The sequence below is a fragment of the Epilithonimonas sp. UC225_85 genome, from assembly GCF_042695135.1.
Classification (GTDB): domain Bacteria; phylum Bacteroidota; class Bacteroidia; order Flavobacteriales; family Weeksellaceae; genus Epilithonimonas.
Genome location: NZ_CP170547.1, coordinates 3,346,172 through 3,362,948 on the forward strand (window position 1 = coordinate 3,346,172; position 16,777 = coordinate 3,362,948).

Annotated in this window: 11 protein-coding genes and 1 pseudogene; 6 read left to right on the plus strand and 6 right to left on the minus strand. The window is 37.5% G+C overall.

Annotated elements, in window-relative coordinates; genetic code table 11:
• Positions 1 to 59: 59 nt before the first annotated feature.
• Both ACFJGY_RS15230 and ACFJGY_RS15235 read left to right on the plus strand, forming a co-directional pair.
• A pseudogene (locus ACFJGY_RS15230) lies at positions 60 to 2,494 on the plus strand (TonB-dependent receptor domain-containing protein).
• Between the two features lie 90 nt (positions 2,495 to 2,584).
• The gene (locus ACFJGY_RS15235; protein ID WP_379965504.1) at positions 2,585 to 3,247 is read left to right on the plus strand and encodes a hypothetical protein; all 663 of its coding nucleotides are present in this window, start codon (positions 2,585 to 2,587) and stop codon (positions 3,245 to 3,247) included.
• Between the two features lie 70 nt (positions 3,248 to 3,317).
• On the opposite strand, the gene ACFJGY_RS15240 is transcribed toward ACFJGY_RS15235, so the two are convergent.
• The 4 genes from ACFJGY_RS15240 to ACFJGY_RS15255 all read right to left on the minus strand — a co-directional run bounded on the left by ACFJGY_RS15240 (position 3,318) and on the right by ACFJGY_RS15255 (position 7,882).
• Positions 3,318 to 4,517: an efflux RND transporter periplasmic adaptor subunit gene (locus ACFJGY_RS15240; protein WP_379965507.1), complete on the minus strand. Its 1,200-nt coding sequence runs from the start codon at positions 4,515 to 4,517 to the stop codon at positions 3,318 to 3,320.
• Positions 4,518 to 4,550: 33 nt separating this feature from the next.
• Positions 4,551 to 5,819, minus strand: coding sequence for an ABC transporter permease (locus tag ACFJGY_RS15245; protein ID WP_379965510.1), 1,269 nt, complete (start codon positions 5,817 to 5,819; stop codon positions 4,551 to 4,553).
• 64 nt (positions 5,820 to 5,883) lie between these two features.
• Positions 5,884 to 7,113, minus strand: coding sequence for an ABC transporter permease (locus ACFJGY_RS15250; protein WP_379965513.1), 1,230 nt, complete (start codon positions 7,111 to 7,113; stop codon positions 5,884 to 5,886).
• 79 nt (positions 7,114 to 7,192) lie between these two features.
• Complete coding sequence (locus ACFJGY_RS15255) at positions 7,193 to 7,882, minus strand: ABC transporter ATP-binding protein (protein ID WP_379970211.1); 690 nt, start codon at positions 7,880 to 7,882, stop codon at positions 7,193 to 7,195.
• Between the two features lie 172 nt (positions 7,883 to 8,054).
• On the opposite strand from ACFJGY_RS15255, the gene ACFJGY_RS15260 reads away from it, so the two are divergent.
• The 3 genes from ACFJGY_RS15260 to ACFJGY_RS15270 all read left to right on the plus strand — a co-directional run bounded on the left by ACFJGY_RS15260 (position 8,055) and on the right by ACFJGY_RS15270 (position 11,033).
• Entirely contained in the window at positions 8,055 to 9,416 is a 1,362-nt protein-coding gene (locus ACFJGY_RS15260) for a TolC family protein (RefSeq protein ID WP_379965516.1), read from the plus strand.
• A 152-nt stretch (positions 9,417 to 9,568) separates the two neighbouring features.
• Positions 9,569 to 10,198 (plus strand): NUDIX hydrolase, encoded by a 630-nt coding sequence (locus ACFJGY_RS15265; RefSeq protein WP_379965519.1) that lies wholly within the window; start codon positions 9,569 to 9,571, stop codon positions 10,196 to 10,198.
• A 43-nt stretch (positions 10,199 to 10,241) separates the two neighbouring features.
• Positions 10,242 to 11,033 (plus strand): lysophospholipid acyltransferase family protein, encoded by a 792-nt coding sequence (locus ACFJGY_RS15270; RefSeq protein ID WP_379965522.1) that lies wholly within the window; start codon positions 10,242 to 10,244, stop codon positions 11,031 to 11,033.
• A gap of 91 nt (positions 11,034 to 11,124) precedes the next feature.
• Here ACFJGY_RS15270 and fabV read toward each other — a convergent pair whose 3' ends face one another.
• The gene (fabV, locus tag ACFJGY_RS15275; protein ID WP_379965525.1) at positions 11,125 to 12,327 is read right to left on the minus strand and encodes an enoyl-ACP reductase FabV; all 1,203 of its coding nucleotides are present in this window, start codon (positions 12,325 to 12,327) and stop codon (positions 11,125 to 11,127) included.
• A gap of 410 nt (positions 12,328 to 12,737) precedes the next feature.
• Here fabV and ACFJGY_RS15280 point away from each other — a divergent pair, with 410 nt between their 5' ends.
• The gene (locus ACFJGY_RS15280) at positions 12,738 to 14,225 is read left to right on the plus strand and encodes a glycoside hydrolase family 28 protein (RefSeq protein ID WP_379965528.1); all 1,488 of its coding nucleotides are present in this window, start codon (positions 12,738 to 12,740) and stop codon (positions 14,223 to 14,225) included.
• Positions 14,226 to 14,290: 65 nt separating this feature from the next.
• Here ACFJGY_RS15280 and ACFJGY_RS15285 read toward each other — a convergent pair whose 3' ends face one another.
• Positions 14,291 to 16,390: a DNA topoisomerase 3 gene (locus ACFJGY_RS15285; protein WP_379965531.1), complete on the minus strand. Its 2,100-nt coding sequence runs from the start codon at positions 16,388 to 16,390 to the stop codon at positions 14,291 to 14,293.
• Positions 16,391 to 16,777: the final 387 nt, after the last annotated feature.

Below are 16,777 nucleotides of genomic sequence, written 5' to 3' on the forward strand. Positions count from 1 at the left end.
GTGTATTTCAAAAGAGAGCTTTTGGTTTGGCCTTAACCATAGGAGCTGCCAGCTTTGTAATGGCTCAGCAGAAAGTAAATGTAACGGGTAATGTAAAAGACGCAAATGGCGGAATCGGCTATTCTTCTATTACTTTTAAAAATACACAAAATGCACAGTTGAGTGATGCGGTATTAGCAGATGTAGATGGAAACTATAAGATTGATCTTGTACCCGGAAATTATGATGTCAGCATCGAGGCAGTGGATTACAAAAAATTCTCAAAGACAGTTGCTATCACCAAAGCCGGAGCTATTGCACCATTTGTAATCGTTTCCGACGGCAAAGCAAACCTCACCAACACAACCGATATCCAAGGCGTTGTGATTACCGCAGCTTCTACAAAACCATATAAGGTAGAACTTGATAAGAAAACGTATGATGTAAAAAGTGATCTTACAGCAGTCGGTGGAAACTTACAGGATGTTTTGCAAAATGTACCATCAGTTTCTGTAGATACAGACGGAACGGTTTCTATGAGAGGAAGTTCCAATGTGAGATTTCTGATCAATGGAAAACCATCTGCTTTACTTGGAATTGATGACGGTGCCAATGCTTTACAGGCAATCCCTGCAGATCAAATCGACAGAATAGAAGTTATTACAAATCCTTCTGCAAAATATGATGCTTCCGGAACTGCCGGTATTCTTAATATCATTTTGAAGAAAACAACCAAGCTTGGTTTTAACGGAAGTGTGATTGGAACATTAGGTTACCTTCCAAAAACAAACCTAAACACCAATCTTAGCTGGAAAAAAGGAAACTGGAGCTGGTTTCTGAATGGCGGCGGGGGTTATCAGGAAAACAAAAATACAAACAGATCTACTACAACTTATGATTCCGGAGACTATCTTTCTATTTATCAGAATAGTATAAATAAAACAAAGTCCAACAATTACAATGCTACAGGCGGCGTGGTTTATGATATATCGCCAAAGACATCCATTAATCTGAGCGGAACTATCAGGACGTTTGAAAACGACACAGATAATCCGATTAATTATATCAATAATTACCGAAATGGAACTATTGATTTTACCAGCCGAAATGCTGTGGGGAGGAATACCAATACAGGGATGCAGGGAGATTTTGGAATAGATCACAAATTCGATGATAAAGGTCAAAACATCTCACTATCATTAAGTTTACAGAGTAATCAGTCCAGCGGTAATTCCGATATTACAGAAACGTTGAATAACGCATTTACTTCCCTTACAAATACTAAAACAGTAACAGAAAACAAATCTCTGGTCGGAAAACTGGATTATGAATTGCCGATTGGCGAAAATTCGACTTTCAATGCCGGATACAAATTGGATCATAATGACAATGATTATGATTTCTTTGCGCAAAACCGAAAAGACCTGAATACTCCTCCAACTATATTGGGAAATTTTACTGGTCTTGCCAAATATACGGAAACTTTCAATGCATTTTATGTGCAGTTCAAAAGTAAAATCGGTGCTTTTGCTTACCAGCTTGGTCTGAGAGACGAAATGTCTGATATCAGTTTCAATTATCCGTACAGAGATCCTCTGAACACAAATTTGGATACAGGAATCATTACCAGCAAAAAGAAAAATTATAATAATCTATTCCCAAGTGTTTTCTTAAGCTATGATATCGCAAAAAACAATCAGATCTTATTAAACTATTCCCGAAGAATTGACAGGCCAAGATCTTTTTTCTTATTCCAATCTCATCACCTAATGATGTGAGAAACGTTTTCCAGGGAAATCCTGATCTTAACCCGTCCTATATCGATTCATTTGAGTTAGGATATAACTTGTCAAAGAGCAAGGTTACCCTGAATCCTACGTTATATTACAGAAAAGAGAAAAACAATATTCAGTTTGGAATCATCCAAAGCCTTACAGATCCAGGATCATTCACTTTAGGCCCTAATAATGTTGGCAGCGAAGACCGTTACGGATTGGATTTCAATGGCACTTATGACCCATTTGCATGGTGGAAAATCATGGGAAATATCGATCTCTTCGGTTATAACACGACAGGAGACCTATATGTTAATAATGTGCTTGTACAATCTTATAATGGTAGCGGTTTCTCTTCCAGAGCAAGACTTGCCAATACTTTCAGATTCGATAAAACATTCAGTGTTCAGGTACAATCCAATTACAGAGGCGGGCAAAAAAATGCCAGTGTCAACCAGAAATCAACCTATTTCTTCAATCTTGGTGCTACAAAAACGATCTGGAACGGAAACGGAACTTTAGCGTTCAACATTCAGGATATCTTTAACACAAGAGCAAGACAGGCCATCAACTACGGAGCAAACTATGCCAGAGATATGTATATGCAATGGAATCCAAGACAGTTTTCTTTATCTTTAACTTACAGATTCAAACAAGGAGACAAAGTGGAACAGCCTAAAAAGAAAAAAGACATCAATGCCAATGATAGCGGTGGTGATGATCAAATGCCTCCAATGTAATCTTGAAAATATAATGTTTGAAAATCCTGCAATTAATTTTGCAGGATTTTTTTTCAGTTCGATATAATTTTTTATTTTTAAAACAAAAAAATGAAACTAATAACCAATTACATTGCTATCATCTTTTGCAGCATCATTTTAATTTCTTGCGGAAATACAATCTCAACTTTATCAAACGGAAAACAGATTGACAGTAGATTAGCCGGCGAATGGACTGGCTCCGAGACTGACAATCAAATAGAAGGAATGAAAAAAGAATGGGTAATGACAAGAAATAATGACGGAACTTTTGTTCTGGATTTCACATTTACCAAAGACGGAGAAACAAATAAAACCATAGAAACAGGAAACTGGTGGATCCAGGATGGCAAATTCTATGAAGCACATTCAGAATCCGGGCTGACAGATATTTACACTTATCAAGTCTTAGACAAAAACCAGATCAAATTCAAATCTGTCAATATAAGTATCGGCATGAATAAAGAATCCTATGAATTTATTGACACCCGAAAGGCTTCTGCAAAAGTAGGCAATTCTACAAAAGACGGATCATCTTACGAAAAGGCCATCAAAGTAAAAAGTGTTGCTGATGAATACAAATATGTGAAAGAACATTGTGAAGGATGCCAAATGGGAAGTCAGTCCTTATCAGAATATAAAGGAAAAATGTATGATGTCCTGCATCTCAAAAAAAGCGACGGCTCTGATGTTTCTTATTATTTTGACATCAATTCTTTCTATGGTAAATGGTAAATCTTAATCAAAAAAATCCGTCACGTTATGAAAACGTGACGGATCTTTTTAACAATTATAATTTAAAGGTCTATTTCTTTTTGTCTTTCAGTTCTTCTTTATCTTTGTCAGAAGGATTCCAGACTTTAACTTCCGCATTTTTATCGATTCCGGAAAGAATCTGAACATTGATTCCGTCACTGGATCCCAACTTTACATACACTTTTTTGAAGCTGCCGTTTGGCTGTTTTACTTCTACAAAGGCTTTATCTTTACCTCCGGATGCTTTTTCGTATTGAACAAGCGACTCATCCAAAAGTAAGGCATTTTTCTTAGAACTTAATAATATTTCTCCATTTGCACTGAATCCGGCGCGGATATATTCTCCTGTTTTATTGTAAACATCACCTTCTACAGCGAATTTTATTGTTCCGCTTTCTTCTGTTCCTTTTGGAGCAATTAGTGTTAATTTTCCCGGGAAAGTTTTATTCTGCAAAGCGCCGATTACCACATTCATATCCATCCCCTGTTTTAGTTTTCCGGCTTGTGCTTCATCAATATCACCTTTGAAGATCAATGAGTTAAGATCTGCAATTGAACAGATTGTGGTTCCTGCGTTGAAAGCATTAGCCTCGATTACCTGGCTGCCCACTTTTACAGGAATTGTCAAAACCGTTCCTGCCGCTTTTGCACGGATCTGCGTGGTGGCCATACTTTGAAGTTCAGGCGTTGCACCGGTTCTTACGATCTGCAACTGTTTCTGAGCCGCATTCAAACTTTGAACAGCCAGTTTCTGCTGCTGAATAGTTGTTTGCAACTGTTGCTCTGCCGTGATATATTCCTGTTTAGAGATCACACCTTGTTTGTACAGCTTCGCCTGCATCTCGTATTGCTTCCGCTGGTTGTCAACATTTATTTTAGCATTTGTAAGCTGAATCTGAGCATTGTTGATCTGCATTGTTGCACTGTTAACATCCGTTACATTCGGGACAATTCTGATAGTTGCAATCAATTGTCCGGCAGTAACTTTATCACCTTCGTCCACGTTAATGGTTTGGATGATTCCGGAAATGTTTGGTTTGATCTCGATCTCTTCACGGGGTTCGATTTTTCCGGTAGCCATCACTTTGTCATCCAGATTCTGGATTGTTGCTTTTCTGGTAAGAAAAACCTCATTTTCCTTAGAATTGGATTTGATGAGATACCCGATTCCGCCAACCAAAGCTGCCACGAACAGCAAGCCCAAAAATATGGATAATGCTTTTTTGAATGTAAATTTCTTCTTTTCCATTATATAGAAATATAGTTTGTTTTATTTTTAAGTTTATTCTGTTCTAAGTGCTTCAATTGGCCGTATTTTCACCGCTCTTTGGGCAGGTATCATTCCGATCATTAGACCTAAAAAAACCATAATTCCCATTGCAGAAAACACATTTCCGTAATCTACCGTCGGATTGTCAATAGGGAATGAGTCATTATTCATCGAGAGAATATTGAGGATAATGAGCAGAAAAATCCCAAATAAAAACCCCAATAATCCAGATGACAAAGTAATCACAACACTTTCCAATAAGATCTGATTCCTCACTTCGGCAGGTTTTGCGCCCAAAGCTCTTCTAATTCCGATTTCTTTTGTTCTTTCTTTTACGGTGATTAATAAAATATTAGAAATGGCAATTACTCCTGCCAAAATCGTCAATGTTCCGACAATGATTGTCAGCAATTGCATTCCCGTAAGAAATCCTGTTATTTTTTTAAATTCTTTAGCGAGATTGAAACTTCCAAAAGCATTGGTATCTTCCGGCGAAACGTGATTTATTTTTTTCAGTTCATCCTTCACTTTGTTTTCTACAACTTCAGCCTCGGAATCAGGCTTTCCTACAATCGCAAAAAAACCGACTTTATCTCCCTCGTTGTACATCCCAGAATAGGTAGAAAACGGAATATACGCCGATTGATCATTCTCCATCCCCCCCATTTTTCCTACACGAAAAACACCTATTACTTTAAAAAAAACACCTTTCAGATTGACTGATTTCCCAATCGGGTTTTCATTTTTCTTGGCATCAAAAAGGTTTTTGTAAATCTCCTCTCCTATAACGATCACATTCTTTTTGGATTGAATATCAGCATCATTAATATATCTTCCGAACAATAATTTTTTCTTAGAAATCTTATTCCCAACGGGAAAATCGCCCGTAATTGTATAGGTATTTTTCTGTCCGTTTCTTGATATTTGCTCGCCGGGATTTCCGAAATTTCCTCTTGCACTTTGAGGTGATATATAATCGATTTGTGGGACTTTTTTCTGTAAAAGATCAATATCTTTCAGACGAAGATCCATTTTTCTGCCTTTTGCAAATCCCTCATAAGGAATATTGGTATTTTGTGGCCACAGAAAGATAGAGTTGGTTGCAAAACCAGAGAATAATTTATTAAATTTATTCTCCAATCCATTGGCAGCTCCTAACAAACTCACATACAAAAACATACCCCATCCAACGCCTATCATCGTCAGGAAAGTCCTTAGCTTATTATTCCGGAGGGAATAATAAATCTCTTGCCAGGTATCTCTTTTGAAAAGTATATTCATTTGGTTATGATTAATAAATGATAATTGCTAAATGTTAACATTTTTATCTACTCCTAAAACCCTCCTAATCAGATCTTAATGCTTCGATTGGTTTTATTCTCGATGCTCTGTAGGCTGGTACAAATCCCGCAATGGCTCCGGATAAAATTAAACAGAAAAAAGCGGCTACAATCGAACCCCAGCCTACGGAGGGACTCAGTATAAAAAAATCTTCCAGATTGTTTCCAATTAATTTCAAAGCCAATACTCCAAGACCAACGCCTACAAATCCTGAAATAACTGTAATCACAATACTTTCCTGTAGAATAAGTGCTACAATTTCTCTGGGTTTTGCGCCAATTGCTTTTCTCACCCCAATTTCTTTGGTTCTTTCTTTTACGATATAAACCATAATATTACTGATCCCGATAATGCCTGCCAACAATGTCCCGAGCCCGATTACACCTACAACAAAAGTAATGGCAAACAAAATTGCGAAAGAGTCCTGCGTGTTTTTTGCATTATTATTGATTCTGATTCCCTGCTGATCTTCCGGTGAGATTTTATGTCTTGCTTTGACGTCTTTTTCCAGTTTGTCTCCGTATTTTATCGCCTCTTCCGGTGTCATATTGGGATTGTAAGATAACATCACCGTACTAATGGTATCCGAACTTTTCTTCATCTGTTGAAGTGTAGAAAGCGGAATAGAAATATGTCTTTCATCCCAATCGCCGCCGGGATCAGAGAAAACACCAACAACTTTGAACATCGTCCCGTTGATTTCCAGATCTTTCCCAATCGGGTTGCCATCACGGATCAGATCGCGCCAAACCATTCTACCAATTGATGCGACATTTTGCTTGAGCTCATTATCTCTTTCATTAATATAACGTCCATCGATCATTGTTCTGTTTTCGAGGAATTTTTCGTCTCCCAAAACACCGTTGATCTGATAACCGCCACTTTCCTTACCATATTTTACGGTTAAATTGGTGGTATATCTTGGTGAGGCATATTCTAGTTTGCCTTCACTTTCTTTGACGATTGCATCAAAATCATCATTGTTAAAAGTAATGCTTCTGTCCGATTGTAATCCTGCATAAGGAAGCGTCGTTTTGCCACCGAAAAGCATAATCAGATTGGTTGCATCTCTTGTAAAAGCTTTCGCAAATGAATTATTAAGACCATTTCCAATCCCGAACAACACGATAAAGATGAACAATCCCAAAGCCACTGTAAACCCGGAAAGTACCGTCCGCAATACATTACTGCGAATGGAACTGAATATTTCTTGCCAGCGGTCTAAGTCAAACATAATTTGGTTGTTGATTGATGGTTTATAGTTGTTAGCTTTTTGTCAGGCTGAGGCTCCCGAAGCCTTTTAATATTTTTATTTATAAAATAATTTGATTGATGAACTCATCGCTTTCAATCAATCCGTCTTTCAGGATTACATTTCTTTTCGTTTGTGCCGCAACATCTGGTTCGTGTGTTACAACAACGATTGTTTTTCCTTCTTTATTAATATCCTGAAGCAGTTTCATAATATCGTGTGTGGTCTTCGAATCCAAAGCTCCGGTTGGCTCATCTGCCAGGATTAATTTTGGATCTGTTATCAAAGCTCTTGCAATAGCAATTCTTTGTTTCTGTCCTCCGGAAAGTTCACTTGGAAGGTGATTTGCCCAAGCCAGAAGTCCTACTTTTTCCAGATATTCTTCGGCACGTTTTGTTCTTTCTTTTCGGGAAACATTTTGATAATATAAAGGCAAAGCGACATTATCCAAAGCTGTTTTATAATTAATCAAATTAAAAGACTGAAAAATAAAGCCCAGGAAACGGCTTCTGTATTCCGCAGCTTTTACTTCCGTAAGATGTTTGATAGGAACGCCATCCAGTTCGTAAACGCCATTATCTGCTTCATCCAGGATCCCGATGATATTAAGCAAAGTAGATTTCCCGGAACCCGAACTTCCCATAATAGAAACAAACTCGCCTTCATTGATATTCAGGTTGATTCCTTTCAGAACGTGGAGTTTGCTCTTGCCGGTATCGTACGATTTGTTGATATCTTCTATTTTCAGAATGGGATGAGACATTGTCTGGATTTTACATATAAGTAAATGTTAATATGCAATTGTTACAGCTGTGATGAAATATTTTGTTTTTATTTAAGTCCAGCAGAATTTGTAAAAAAATTTAATTTGATTCGTAACATTTTAACATTTCCGATGTCTTATTGTATATAATTTTTCTTTTATGCTTAAAAAAGTTTTTTGTATTTCGCTTTTGTCTATTGGGGTTTTGGGGTTTTCTCAGAAAAAATGGACGATTCAGGAATGTGTGGATTATGCAATTAAAAATAATCTGCAGGTACAGGCGCAGGCTTATAACAAAGATGTACAGGCAAAAAATCTGGAAATGGCAAAAAGAGAGTATTTACCATCTGTTTCCGGAACTATTTCCAACAATGCCAATTTCGGACAAACATTGGTAGGAACCAGCAGTATCCGAAATGACAGTTATTATAATGGCGCAAATGTCGGGGCAAGTGTCTTGGTTTACAACAACGGAAGATTAGAAAAAACCATTCGCAAAACAGGTTTTGATGTTGATGCAAGTTTGCAGGATATCGAAACGATTAAAAATAATATTGCATTACAAATTGCACAACAATATCTGAGCGTGATGCTGAACAGAGAGATCAAAAAAATCTCTGAAAGTGCTATGGAAAATGCACAGAAACTCTACGATCGTGCTAAGATCACAACCGATGTCGGGACAACTGCGCAAACCGTTTTGGCAGAAGCAACAGCCTCTCTTGCACGGGAAAAACAGAATGTAAAAACAGCTCAGATCAATGTTGATAAAGCGTTGTTTGCAATGGCACAGCTTCTTCAGCTTCAGGATTATAAAACTTTTGATGTGGTGGACATTCCTGTTCCGGATGAATTGATGCCTCAAACAGAAACGGTGGACGAAGTTCTCAATATTGCTTATGGTTCTCAACCCGTTATCAAAGCTGCAGAAACCAGAATAAAAGCAGCAGAAGCGCAGACAGAAGTTGTTAGAACCAATTTTTATCCAACGATAACTGCATCCGCAGGAATCGGAAGCTTTTATAATAATCTTCTGAATAAAAATACGTTAGGCTATAGTGTGGATGCAGCCGGAAATCCTGTTGTGGTAACAGAAAGAAACTTCACACAGCAATACAGTGATAATTTTGGTCAGCAATTAAGCTTATCAGCAAATATTCCTATCTTTAATAAAGGAATTACAAAACTGCAGGTTGAGCAAACGAAGATCAACGAATCGATTGCTAAAAACAACCTGGAGCAACAGAAATTCCAGCTGAAACAGGATATTCAGCAGGCGCAGTTCAATGCAGATTCTAATTATGAAATTTATGTTGCTGCAATGGAAGCCGAGAGAAGTACAAAACTGGCATTGGACTTTGCTACGAAAAGTTATGATGCAGGACGCTCCACTATCTATGACGTCACAATTGCCAGAAATAATTATGCAAATGCGCAAGGGTCTGTAGCTCAGGCAAAATATAATTACCTGTTCAGCATCAAAGTTCTTGATTTTTATGCAGGACGTGGGATTTCACTTTAAAAATTAAAAATAACGCAAAGGTACAAAAGTCTTTGAACTAGAAATTGTTTAAAAGTCGCAAAGTCAATCTCTGCGACTTTTTTTATTTATCAGTTAATTTTTTTTGCTGGTTTGCTTTAATAGATTTTCCAATTTTTCCTTATCTTTGGGAGATGCAGACCTTCGGAAAAGATTTACTCAGAGATATAAAAAAAGCAGAATTATTGGGTGAGAATGCTCATAAAATCTATTCTCCGCCATATCGTCCTGTTTACAGTTATGAGGATATTCTGACCAAGAATCCGAAATTTGCTGCTGTTAATATTCTACTTTATTTAAAAGATAATGAATGGCACTTTCCATTGATTGTAAGATCTCAAAACGAAAAAGACAGACACAGCGGACAAATATCTTTGCCAGGTGGTAAAAGGGAAAAAGAAGATCCCGACTTTTCTTATACTGCAAAAAGAGAAACGTCTGAAGAATTAGGAATTGATGAACATTATGTAAGGATTATACGCGAAATGTCACCAATTTATATTCCGCCAAGTAATTTTTATGTACATTCTTTCATTTCTTACACCAAAAAAAATCCAAAATTTTTCCTTCAGGAAAGTGAGGCTGTAGAATTGATAGAATTTCCAATTTCATCGTTATTAAACCTTCCTGATCAGCCAAAAAATATGATTCTGCCATCTACAAACGGTGCAGAAGTTCCTGTTATTGACTTCAATGGATACATTATCTGGGGAGCAACTTCAATGATTTTAAGTGAATTCAGTAACTTATTAAAAAATGTCTAATTTTGCAATAATTACCGGATCCGTAAGTTATAATTAAATATCAATGGCTAAAAAAAATATTTTTACCGATTCTTTTGGAAATATATATATTCTGAAACGGGTGATCATCTTCATCCTGGGAATAGTTTCCTACAGGAGATTCAATGGTTTTAATAAACTGAAGATCACTGGCACAGAAAATCTCGCCGATTTGCCGGACAGCAATGTACTTTTTGTATCCAATCATCAGACTTACTTTGCAGATGTTGCGGCAATGTATCACGCTTTTTGCGCTGTGAATAACGGTTATCACAACACGATAAAAAATCCGGTTTACCTTCTGAATCCAAAAGTCGATTTCTATTACGTTGCAGCAGAAGAAACGATGAATAAAGGAATTTTGGCAAGAATTTTTAAAATAGCCGGAGCAATCACAGTCAAAAGAACCTGGCGTGCCGAAGGTAAAAATGTCAATAGAATGGTTGATCTCAGTGAGATAGAAAATATTATGAAAGCCCTGGATAATGGCTGGGTAATTACTTTTCCGCAAGGGACAACTTCCGCTTATGCACAAGGCAGAAAAGGAACAGCAAAATTGATTAAAAACCAACGCCCAACGGTAATTCCTATCAAGATCAATGGTTTCCGAAGAGCATTTGATAAAAAAGGCCTCAAGATAAAAGTGACGGGTGTAAAACCAACAATGGAGTTCAAACCGGTTTTGGATATTGATTATGATAATGAATCGGCAAACGAAATTCTGGACAAAATAATGCACGCCATAGAGCAGACTCCGGAACATAATCTGTTGCATGATTACGATGCAAAATTAAAAGAAATCAAATCCCAACAATAAAAAACGGCTACTGAAAAAGTAGCCGTTTTTGTTCATAGTGAAGATTAAATAAAATCTATTATCTATCAGTCTATTATTCTTAGTCTAAAATCTAAGCTTCGATACTTGGAACTTGTACGTTTTCGTTAGCATCTTTCTCATAATCAATTCCGTCAACTTCGAAACCGAAAAGGTTGAAGAATTCTTTTCTGTAACCTGCGATGTCGCTGATATCAGAAAGGTTCTCAGTGGTGATTTCTTTCCACAATCTGTCAACTTCTGCCTGCACATCATCCGCCATTTCCAAATCATCGATTCTGATTCTGCCTGCTTCATCCAAAGCAACATTTCCATCTTCAGTATATAATCTCTCTGCAAAAAGTCTTTGGATTTGTTCGATTGTTCCTTCATGAGTTCCTTTCGCTTTCATCACTTTATAAAGCAGAGAAATATATAACGGAACAACAGGAATCGCTGAACTGGATTGCGTTACCAAAGCTTTGTTTACAGAAACGTAAGATTTTCCGTTAAGGTCTTTCAATAAATCGTTTAGAACAGTCACAGTTGCTTCAAGATCATTTTTCGCCTGTCCGATGGTTCCGTTTCTGTAGATTGGGAAAGTCAATTCCGGACCGATATAAGAATAAGCAACCGTTTGAACACCGTCGGCTAAAACGCCAGCCGCTTTCAAATCTTCTATCCAGAATTTCCAGTCTTCACCACCCATTACGGCAACAGTATTTGGAATATCTTCTTCATTTTCAACCGGAGCAATCGTAACATCAGAAACTACGCCCGTGTGGAAATCAACCGTTTTGTTGGTGTAAGAATTTCCAATCGGTTTAAGAACAGATGAATGTGCAACGCCGGTTTTAGGATGCGTTCTTCTTGGAGAAGCCAAACTGTAAACCACCAAATCAACCTGACCTAAGTCTTTTTTGATTAATTCAATCGTTTGTTTCTTTATTTCGTCAGAAAATGCATCACCGTTGATACTTTTGGCGTAAAGTCCGGCTTCGTGCGCTTCTTTTTCAAAAGCCGCAGAATTGTACCATCCTGCAGTTCCCATTTTACCTTCAGACGCCGGTTTTTCGAAGAAAACACCAACTGTTGCAGCATCGGAACCGAAAGCCGCCGTTATCCTGGAAGAAAGCCCAAAACCTGTGGAAGCGCCGATTACCAAAACTTTTTTTGGTCCGTTTTTGATGGCGCCTTTAGACTTTACATATTCTATTTGATTTTTTACGCTTTGAAGTGCTCCATCCGGATGCGCCGTCAAACATATAAATCCTCTTGTTCTTGGTTGAATAATCATTGTTGAAATTATTTTTAGCATTGCAAATTAAAGAAATTTGAGCAAATAATAAGGAATTTTTGTTTAAAAAGAACTTAACCAATTTTAATTTAATGAGCGTTAATAAGACTTTACCAATATGTGACTATTTATTTTATGCAATCGATTGCGCAAGTTGATATTTTTTTTAATTTTACCTGAAATCAAATTGTACAAAGTATAATGTAAGAAGTATTAAGTATAATTTAAATTTGCTACTGAACAGCGAATTGCAGCAGCCCGGCTTGAACGGAAATCCTTTTTTGTGGCTGGAAAAGCAAAGGCAAAAAAGATTGGGAGTGGAAGACGGATTAAGCTGCCCAAATTATATTTTATGACTGAACTTTAACTAAAACATTTATAATCAATCAAAAGAATAATTCAACTATAAAATGAAAAAACTATTAATAGGTCTTGCATTTTCTCTTGCAGCGTTTATTTCTGCGCAGAAAAATGACATCAATTATTACATCCAGAAAGCACCATTCAAATTCGGTGAAATGGTTTTGCCGACGATTCCTCAAAAGGATTACAACTTCAAGGATTTTGGAGGTGTTGCCGACGGGAAAACATTGAATACAAAAGCTTTCGAAAAGGCAATCACAACAATTGCAGCAAACGGTGGCGGAAGATTAGTTGTTCCGGCAGGAACCTGGTTAACCGGTCCCATCGAGCTGAAAAGTAAAATTGATTTTCACGTGGAGGAAGGTGCAATTGTGCAATTCAGCAATGATGTAAAGCAATTCCCAATCAGAGAATCCTCGCCTGGAAAATTCGAAGTGACAGCTCCACTCTGGGGAAATAATTTGAAAGACGTTTCCTTCACCGGAAAAGGGATTTTTGACGGCGCAGGTGAAGCCTGGAGACCTGTGAAGAAATTCAAAACCACGGATGCGCAATGGAAAGAATTGTTGGCTAAACCGGGAAGTACGCTTAGCGACGACGGAAAAATCTGGTGGCCAAGTGCTGCTGCAAAAAATGGCGAAGAACTCGCAAAAGTCATTACAAAAACGCCCGGTGCAACTATAGAAATGTACGAACAAATTCATCATTTTTTAAGACCGATGATGTTTACACTTTCTAAAGTAACCAATCTTTTGATTGACGGACCAACGTTCCGAAACTCACCTAAATTTGTCATTAACCCAAAACAAATTACGAATCTTGTCATCAGAAATACAACGGTTTACAATCCAAGCTGGGCTCAGAATGGCGACGGAATCGACATCAGTGCGTCGAAAAACGTCATCATTTACAACACAAAAGTGAACGCCGGCGATGACGGAATCTGTATGAAATCCAGCGGAACACCGAAAAATGGTGAAGCCAATCTGCAAAACGTTATCATCGCAGAATGTACTGTAAATGAAGGCCACGGCGGTTTCGTAATCGGAAGCAATACAGACGGCGGAATGAAAAATATCTACGTTACCAATTGTACTTTTGATGGAACAGATATTGGAATCCGTGTGAAAAGTAATTCGGGAAGAGGCGGCGACGTGAGCCAAATCTTTATTGAAAATATCGAGATGAAGAACATCATCAAAGAAGCTGTTTTATTCGATACATTTTATGCTGATGCACCCGTTGGAAGCACCAAAGAAAGTGAAGCAGCACAACAAACGGGCGAAAAAGTTCCTTATTTCCACGATTTTTTTGTGAGCAATATTAATTGTTCTTCGTCAGAAACAGCTTTCAGTTTCAGCGGACTTCCAGAGAAACTGATTGAGAATCTATATTTTAAAAACGTGAATATCACAAGTAAAAAAGGAATCGTTGGGAAAAATGCCAACAATATCGTTTTCGAAAATGTGAAAATAAATAACAGTACAGATTATAAAGTGGATAGTAATCTGAAAAAAGCAATTGTTGTGAAGTAATTTTTTACGACTATTAAGGTGTTAATTTAAAACCCTTTCAGAGTTTGAAGCTGAAAGGGTTTTTTCTATTTTAATGAGATTGAAAAATCTTCATTCATTAATAAAACTCCTTCTTCCTGATTTCCTGTAAAACCTTTCAGTTTGGAAGTTTTACTTTTCAGAATCAAATCCTGAAGCTGTTTTTCCGATAGTTTTTTTCCTAATATTTCAAATGAAACTTTGAAACCACAAGCTTTGAAATCCGAACAGCCGATGGCAGCTTTTCCTTTCATCAAGTTATTCGATTTACACTTCGGGCATTGGGTTTCTGTCCAGATGATTTCGGTTTTTACTCTCGGTGTTTTTTCTTTTGTAGCTGGTTTTTCTTCCTCAAAATTGATAACTTTTCCTTTGGAGCTGATGACTTTTCTCGTGAGTTCCGTTACCATTTCTATCAATTCGTCTTTGAATTGGTTGGCTTCGTACTCGCCTTTCTCAATTCTGCGAAGTTTTGATTCCCACTCTCCGGTAAGTTCGGGACTTTTCAGAACTTCATCTTCGATGGTGTCAATCAATTCTATTCCGATTGAGGTGGCAAAAATATTTTTCTTTTTTCGTTCGATGTATTTTCTTCGGAACAAAGTTTCGATGATGTTGGCTCGGGTTGAAGGTCTTCCGATGCCGTTATTTTTAAGCATTTCGCGAAGTTCCTCATCTTCCACTTGTTTCCCAGCGGTTTCCATTGCTCTCAGCAAAGTTGCTTCTGTGTAAGGTTTTGGTGGCGAGGTTTTTCCTTGATGAATCAATGGTGCGTGGTCGCCTTTTTCGCCGGATACGAATTCCGGAATTGTTTGTTCCTCGTCTTTATTTTCTTTTTCAGATTCATCCTTTTTGTCTTTGGCATAAACCGCTCGCCAGCCGGGTTCAAGGATTTGTTTTCCGGAAGCTTTGAACGGAATCGTCCCAACCTGTCCTTCAACCAAAGTATTTGAAATCTTACATTCCGGGTAGAAAACGGCGATGAATCGTTTTGCGACGAGGTCATAAATTAATTTTTCCTCACGGCTCAGGTTTGATGAAGGCGGGATTTCTGTGGGAATTATGGCGTGGTGGTCCGTCACTTTTGTATCATCGAAAACGGCTTTTGTTTTCGGAATAATTGGTTGTGAAAGTAACGGCGAAATCAAATCTGAATAAATCGTCATACTTTTCAGAATTCCGGGAATTTTCGGATAAAGATTTTCTGATAAATAAGTCGTATCAACTCTCGGATAAGTCGTGTGTTTTTTCTCGTAAAGACTTTGAATATAATTAAGTGTATGCTCCGCCGAGAAACCAAATTTTTTATTCGCTTCCACCTGAAGTCCCGTCAAATCGAATAATCTCGGATTTTTTTCTTTTCCTTCTTTAATTTCGAAAGAGACGATTTCGAATTGATTTTTTTTGAGATATTCTAATCCTTTTTCTGCTTTTTCTAAAGTCTTCAATCTATCGATTGATGCGCTGAAAAGGACATCGCGGTATTTGGTTTTCAGTTCCCAATATTCTTCCTGAGAAAACGCATCGATTTCTTTTTGACGCTGAACGAGCATTGCCAAAGTTGGCGTTTGAACGCGTCCGATTGACAAAACAGCTTTGTTTCCACCAAATTTCTTGGTGAATAATCTGGTTGCGTTGATTCCCAAAAGCCAATCGCCAATTGCTCTTGCATTTCCGGCCTGATAAAGGTTTTTGTAATCTTCCGCAGGTTTCAGATTTTCAAAACCTTCTTTGATGGAATCTTCCGTCAAGGACGAAATCCACAACCGCTTCATTGGTTTGTCGCATTTTGCTTTCTGCAATACCCAACGCTGAATCAATTCTCCTTCTTGCCCGGCATCACCACAATTAATGACCTCATCACATTCCTCAACCAATTTTGCTATGGTATTGAATTGCTTTTCAACGCCATTATTGTCAATAAGTTTGATTCCGAATTGTTTGGGAATAATGGGCAAGAAAATTAAATCCCAGGATTTGAAATGTGGTGCGTAATCCTGCGGTTCTTTCAAAGTGCAAAGATGACCGAAAGTCCACGTGACGCAATAGCCGTTTCCTTCCATATAGCCGCTTTTGGGATTATTGGCTCCCAAAACTTTGGCAATATCACGGGCAACGCTGGGTTTTTCGGCTATACAAAGTTTCATCTGTAATTTTATTTTCTTTGAGGTCAAATCCTTTTGTTGATCTGAAATAAGGCTTGCAAAAATGCGATTTTTAAATTGAAAAAACGAGGGAATTTGAACACAAAGTGCACAAAGTTTTTTTGAATTTATTGAAAATAATTTTGGTTTACAAAGACGCTTTGCTTATAAAAGACTGAATTTAAAAGTGTTGTTTTGAAACGCAAAGTGCGCAAAGATTTTTTTGAAATGATTGAAAATATTTTTAAGATTTGCAAAGACGCTTGACTTCGTCGAATCTTCGATTTCGCTTATCAAAGTTTAAATGACAAATGCTTAATTTAGGATAACTGCTGTTTTTATATTCAATCTGCATTAAAATGAAAAATCCCTCCGAAGTATGAGTCTTCG

Excerpts from the sequence above, each read along its gene's own strand:
- ACFJGY_RS15235 (WP_379965504.1), top strand. The coding sequence starts at position 2,585 with ATGAAACTAATAACCAATTACATTGCTATCATCTTTTGCAGCATCATT.
- ACFJGY_RS15240 (WP_379965507.1), bottom strand. The coding sequence starts at position 4,517 with ATGGAAAAGAAGAAATTTACATTCAAAAAAGCATTATCCATATTTTTG.
- ACFJGY_RS15245 (WP_379965510.1), bottom strand. The coding sequence starts at position 5,819 with ATGAATATACTTTTCAAAAGAGATACCTGGCAAGAGATTTATTATTCC.
- ACFJGY_RS15250 (WP_379965513.1), bottom strand. The coding sequence starts at position 7,113 with ATGTTTGACTTAGACCGCTGGCAAGAAATATTCAGTTCCATTCGCAGT.
- ACFJGY_RS15260 (WP_379965516.1), top strand. The coding sequence starts at position 8,055 with ATGCTTAAAAAAGTTTTTTGTATTTCGCTTTTGTCTATTGGGGTTTTG.
- ACFJGY_RS15265 (WP_379965519.1), top strand. The coding sequence starts at position 9,569 with ATGCAGACCTTCGGAAAAGATTTACTCAGAGATATAAAAAAAGCAGAA.
- ACFJGY_RS15270 (WP_379965522.1), top strand. The coding sequence starts at position 10,242 with ATGGCTAAAAAAAATATTTTTACCGATTCTTTTGGAAATATATATATT.
- fabV (WP_379965525.1), bottom strand. The coding sequence starts at position 12,327 with ATGATTATTCAACCAAGAACAAGAGGATTTATATGTTTGACGGCGCAT.
- ACFJGY_RS15280 (WP_379965528.1), top strand. The coding sequence starts at position 12,738 with ATGAAAAAACTATTAATAGGTCTTGCATTTTCTCTTGCAGCGTTTATT.
- ACFJGY_RS15285 (WP_379965531.1), bottom strand. The coding sequence starts at position 16,390 with ATGAAACTTTGTATAGCCGAAAAACCCAGCGTTGCCCGTGATATTGCC.